Origin of the sequence: Pseudomonas sp. LJDD11 (genome assembly GCF_024584215.1) — a bacterium.
Classification (GTDB): domain Bacteria; phylum Pseudomonadota; class Gammaproteobacteria; order Pseudomonadales; family Pseudomonadaceae; genus Aquipseudomonas.
The window spans coordinates 1-3,746 of record NZ_JANJFL010000024.1; the positions used below are offsets into that span (position 1 = coordinate 1).

Annotated in this window: 3 protein-coding genes; all 3 read right to left on the reverse strand. The window is 60.8% G+C overall.

The window, feature by feature from the left end:
* Nucleotides 1–109: 109 nt before the first annotated feature.
* The 3 genes from NRB16_RS22410 to NRB16_RS22420 are packed head-to-tail and all read right to left on the reverse strand — an operon-like array spanning nucleotide 110 to nucleotide 3,306.
* Nucleotides 110–928, reverse strand: a complete 819-nt coding sequence (locus tag NRB16_RS22410; protein WP_045489940.1) for a transglutaminase family protein — start codon at nucleotides 926–928, stop codon at nucleotides 110–112.
* Complete coding sequence (locus NRB16_RS22415) at nucleotides 925–1,884, reverse strand: alpha-E domain-containing protein (RefSeq protein ID WP_045489938.1); 960 nt, start codon at nucleotides 1,882–1,884, stop codon at nucleotides 925–927. The genes NRB16_RS22410 and NRB16_RS22415 overlap by 4 nt, the downstream gene beginning before the upstream one ends.
* 12 nt (nucleotides 1,885–1,896) lie before the next feature.
* Nucleotides 1,897–3,306 carry a circularly permuted type 2 ATP-grasp protein gene (locus NRB16_RS22420; protein WP_253110280.1) on the reverse strand — a complete coding sequence of 470 codons (1,410 nt, stop codon included), beginning with the start codon at nucleotides 3,304–3,306 and terminating at the stop codon, nucleotides 1,897–1,899.
* Between the last annotated feature and the right edge of the window lie 440 nt (nucleotides 3,307–3,746).

Genomic DNA, 3,746 nt, shown 5'->3' on the forward strand with positions numbered 1-3,746 from the left:
ACTCCCAACCAGGACGCCTGCGGCGTCCGCGCTCTCGACCTCGGGCTAAACCCCGAGGCTTCTCGCGCATAGGGTGAAATGGCGGGCGCTCAGACAGCCCGCCCGGCCCTCACTGGTGCTGCACTTGCGTCTGCGCAGCGGCAATCGGTGCTGCAGGCGACACCAGCACTCGGGCATGCATCTGCTCGAAGCCGCCGCCCCGGCGCATACCGCGCACCGGGCACGCATCCAGGTAATCAAGCCCAACCGCCACCTTCAGATGCCGCTCAGGAATGGCCAGTTGATTGGTCACGTCAAAACTGTACCAGCCGTCATCAATCCAGGCCTCGGCCCAGGCATGGCTGGACAGGTGGTCGCTGTCTGCAGTGCACAGGTAACCCGACACATAGCGCGCCGGCACGCCCAGGCTGCGCGCGCATGCCAGAAACGCATGGGTGTGGTCCTGACAGACCCCGCTGCGGCCGGCGAAGGCTTGCGCCGCACTGGTTTCGACTTCGGTACTGCCCGGCGTATAGACCATGTGCTGGTTCAAGGCATGCATCAAGCCGATCAGGGCAGTACGGTCAGTGCCACGCTGACACTGGCTGGCGGCAAACGAGCGCAGTGCTTCGTCAGCCTCGGTCAGCCGGGTCGAGCGCAGAAACGGCAACGGCGACTGGCTGTCAGGCTCGGCCTCGCAGCGCGGGTCGATTTCTACCTGACCACGAGCACCGATCACAATGGCCTGATGCGGCTCGTCGAGGGTCAGCACGTGCAGGATATTGCCGTATGGGTCGACCTGAGGGCGCACCGGGCGCGGCAGGTTCAGTTGCCAACTGAGAATCTTCTGGCGCTCGCTGTCGTGTGGGGTCAGGCGCAGGTACTGGATGCTGGCTCGTACCTGAGCCTCATAGTGATAACTGGTCTCATGACTGATGGAGAGTCTCATGCAGCCTCCAGATAGGAAGTGTGGATCGCATCGCCCAGATCGGCGACCAGAGGGATGAAGTCGTTCAACCACGCATGCAGCCCTGCTTCCAGAACCTCATCAATGCCGGTGAAACGCAACCGCGCATGCAGCTCGGCGGCCATGCGCTGGGCGGGCCGCCCGTTGATGCCGGGCAGGCTGCTAAGCACTTCATCGAGTTCTTCCAGGCACGCCAGCAATGAACGTGGCGTATCGGCGCGCAACAACAGCAACTCGGCCACATGCCGGGCTCCAGGCGCCTCGCGATAGAGCTCGGTGTAGGCCTCGAAGCACGACAAGGCACGCAGCAACGCACTCCATTGGTAATAGCCGGCAGCAGAGCTGTCAGCCGCCGCTTTCACATGCGAACCACGCAGCTCGAGCATCTCGTAGCGCGCATCGAGCATGCGCAGAGTGTTGTCGGCACGCTCGATGAATGTCCCCAGGCGAATGAAGCTGAAGGCATCGTTGCGCATGATGGTGCCGTAGGTTGCACCGCGAAACAGATGGGCACGCTCCCTGACCCACTCGCAAAAGCGGCTCATGCCATAGCGGTTCAGGCCCTGCTGGGCGATGTCGCGGATTTCCAGCCAGGTGGAGTTGATGTTCTCCCACATATCAGCGGTAATTCGCCCGCGTACCGCGTGGGCACAGGCCCGTGCGGCACCCAGGCAACTGTAGATACTGGCCGGGTTGCTGGCATCCAGAGCAAAGAAGTGCAGCATGCGTTCGGCATGCCGTTCGCCATGACGCTCTCGATAGGCATCCAGGGTGCCGGTGATCAACAGCGGCATGGCGATTTCATCCAGGCCGTCACCACGCCCGTCCTGGGGCATCAATGACAACGAGTAACTGACATCAAGCATCCGTGCGAGGTTTTCAACCCGCTCCAGGTAACGTGACATCCAGAACAGATCAGAGGCAGTTCTACTCAACATAGGCAGGCATCCTTAATCCTCGACCACCCAGGTGTCCTTGGTTCCGCCGCCCTGAGACGAGTTCACCACCAGCGAGCCTTCACGCAGGGCCACACGGGTGAGCCCGCCGGGCACTACGCGAGTTTCGCGGCCAGACAAGACAAAGGGGCGCAGATCAATGTGTCGCGGGGCGATGCCGTTCTCGACGAAAGTCGGACAGGTCGACAGGGACAGGGTGGGTTGGGCGATATACGCATGTGGCCGGGCAATCAGGCGGGCCCGGAAGGCTTCGATCTCGGCTGCCGTTGCCGCCGGGCCGACCAGCATGCCGTAGCCGCCGGAGCCTTGGGTTTCCTTGACCACCAGATCTTTCAGATTGGCAAGCACGTGAGACAACTCGTCAGGCTTGCGGCACTGCCAGGTTGGCACGTTCATCAGGATCGGCTCTTCATCAAGATAGAAGCGGATCATGTCGGTCACATACGGGTAAACCGACTTGTCATCGGCAACGCCGGTACCCACCGCGTTCGCCAGCACCACGTTGCCGCTGCGGTAGGCTGCCAGCAGGCCCGGAACACCCAGCACCGAATCAGGCCTGAACGCCAGCGGGTCGAGAAATGCATCGTCCAGACGTCGGTAGATCACGTCGACCGGCCGCGGACCGGACGTGGTGCGCATATAGACCCGGTCATCACGCACGAACAGGTCAGCCCCCTCTACCAGCTCGACGCCCATTTCCCGCGCCAGGAACGCATGCTCGAAAAATGCGCTGTTGAAGCGCCCCGGCGTCAGCACGACGACTCTGGGGTTATCCAGCGGGCTGGCACTTTTCAGGGTATCGAGCAACAGGTTCGGGTAATGATCGATCGGCGCGATGCGCTGCGCCGCAAACAGCTCGGGAAACAGGCGCATCATCATCTTGCGGTCTTCGAGCATGTAGCTCACACCGCTGGGGGTGCGCAGGTTGTCTTCGAGCACGTAATAAGTGCCGTCACTGTCGCGCACCAGGTCCACGCCGGAAATATGCGAATACAGATCGCGGTGCAGGTTCAGCCCCTGCATTGCCAACTGGTACTGCTCATTGGCAAGTACCTGTTCGGCAGGCACGATCCCGGCCTTGATGATCCGTTGCTCGTGATACAGGTCGGCCAGAAACATGTTCAGCGCTTTGACTCGCTGAATACAGCCGCGCTCGACAATCCGCCACTCAGTGGCCGGAATGCTGCGCGGGATGGTATCGAAAGGAATCAACCTCTCGGTGCCCTGCTCGTCGCCATAGAGCGTGAAGGTAATTCCGGCACGATGAAACAGCAGATCGGCCTCGCGACGCCGCTGAGCCAACAGCTCAGGCGGCGTATTTCCCAACCACCGGGCAAACTCCCGGTAATGCGGGCGAACCTGCCCGCCAGCATCGTACATCTCATCGTAAAAGTTGCGGATCATGCCGAACTCCTTGTCACCCAGGACGCCAAGGCCTTCGCAAGCCTCGTGCCACCGGCATAAATCTTTATTTTTCAATAAGTTATTTTTACGCAACGCCCACCGCGCACCCTCCTTGTGCAAAATTGCGCCCACTTTTATCGCCCACGCCTCATAACCATGCATCAAAACTATAGGCGCTATAGAACGAGTTGATTTCCAGCCTTGCCATTAGTTCGCCACAATCGCTCACATCAACGGAAGCCACCACCTGCAAGGCGTCACTCATCAAGCGCCTTCTACCACTCATCCGTCAACCCGATTCCCGTTATGGCCACTGTTTTCAGTGGCTTTTTTTTGCCTGCCTGTTGCACATCAATCCCGCTCTTTACAACGCAAACGGGCCTCGGGGGGGGGAGGTTCCCCCCGCGCGGGCGGGGGGGGATCGGTGTTTTGGGTGTGAG

Bases quoted from the DNA above. Each gene is read 5' to 3' on its own strand.
- NRB16_RS22420 (WP_253110280.1), bottom strand. From the start codon at position 3,306: ATGATCCGCAACTTTTACGATGAGATGTACGATGCTGGCGGGCAGGTT.
- NRB16_RS22410 (WP_045489940.1), bottom strand. From the start codon at position 928: ATGAGACTCTCCATCAGTCATGAGACCAGTTATCACTATGAGGCTCAG.
- NRB16_RS22415 (WP_045489938.1), bottom strand. From the start codon at position 1,884: ATGTTGAGTAGAACTGCCTCTGATCTGTTCTGGATGTCACGTTACCTG.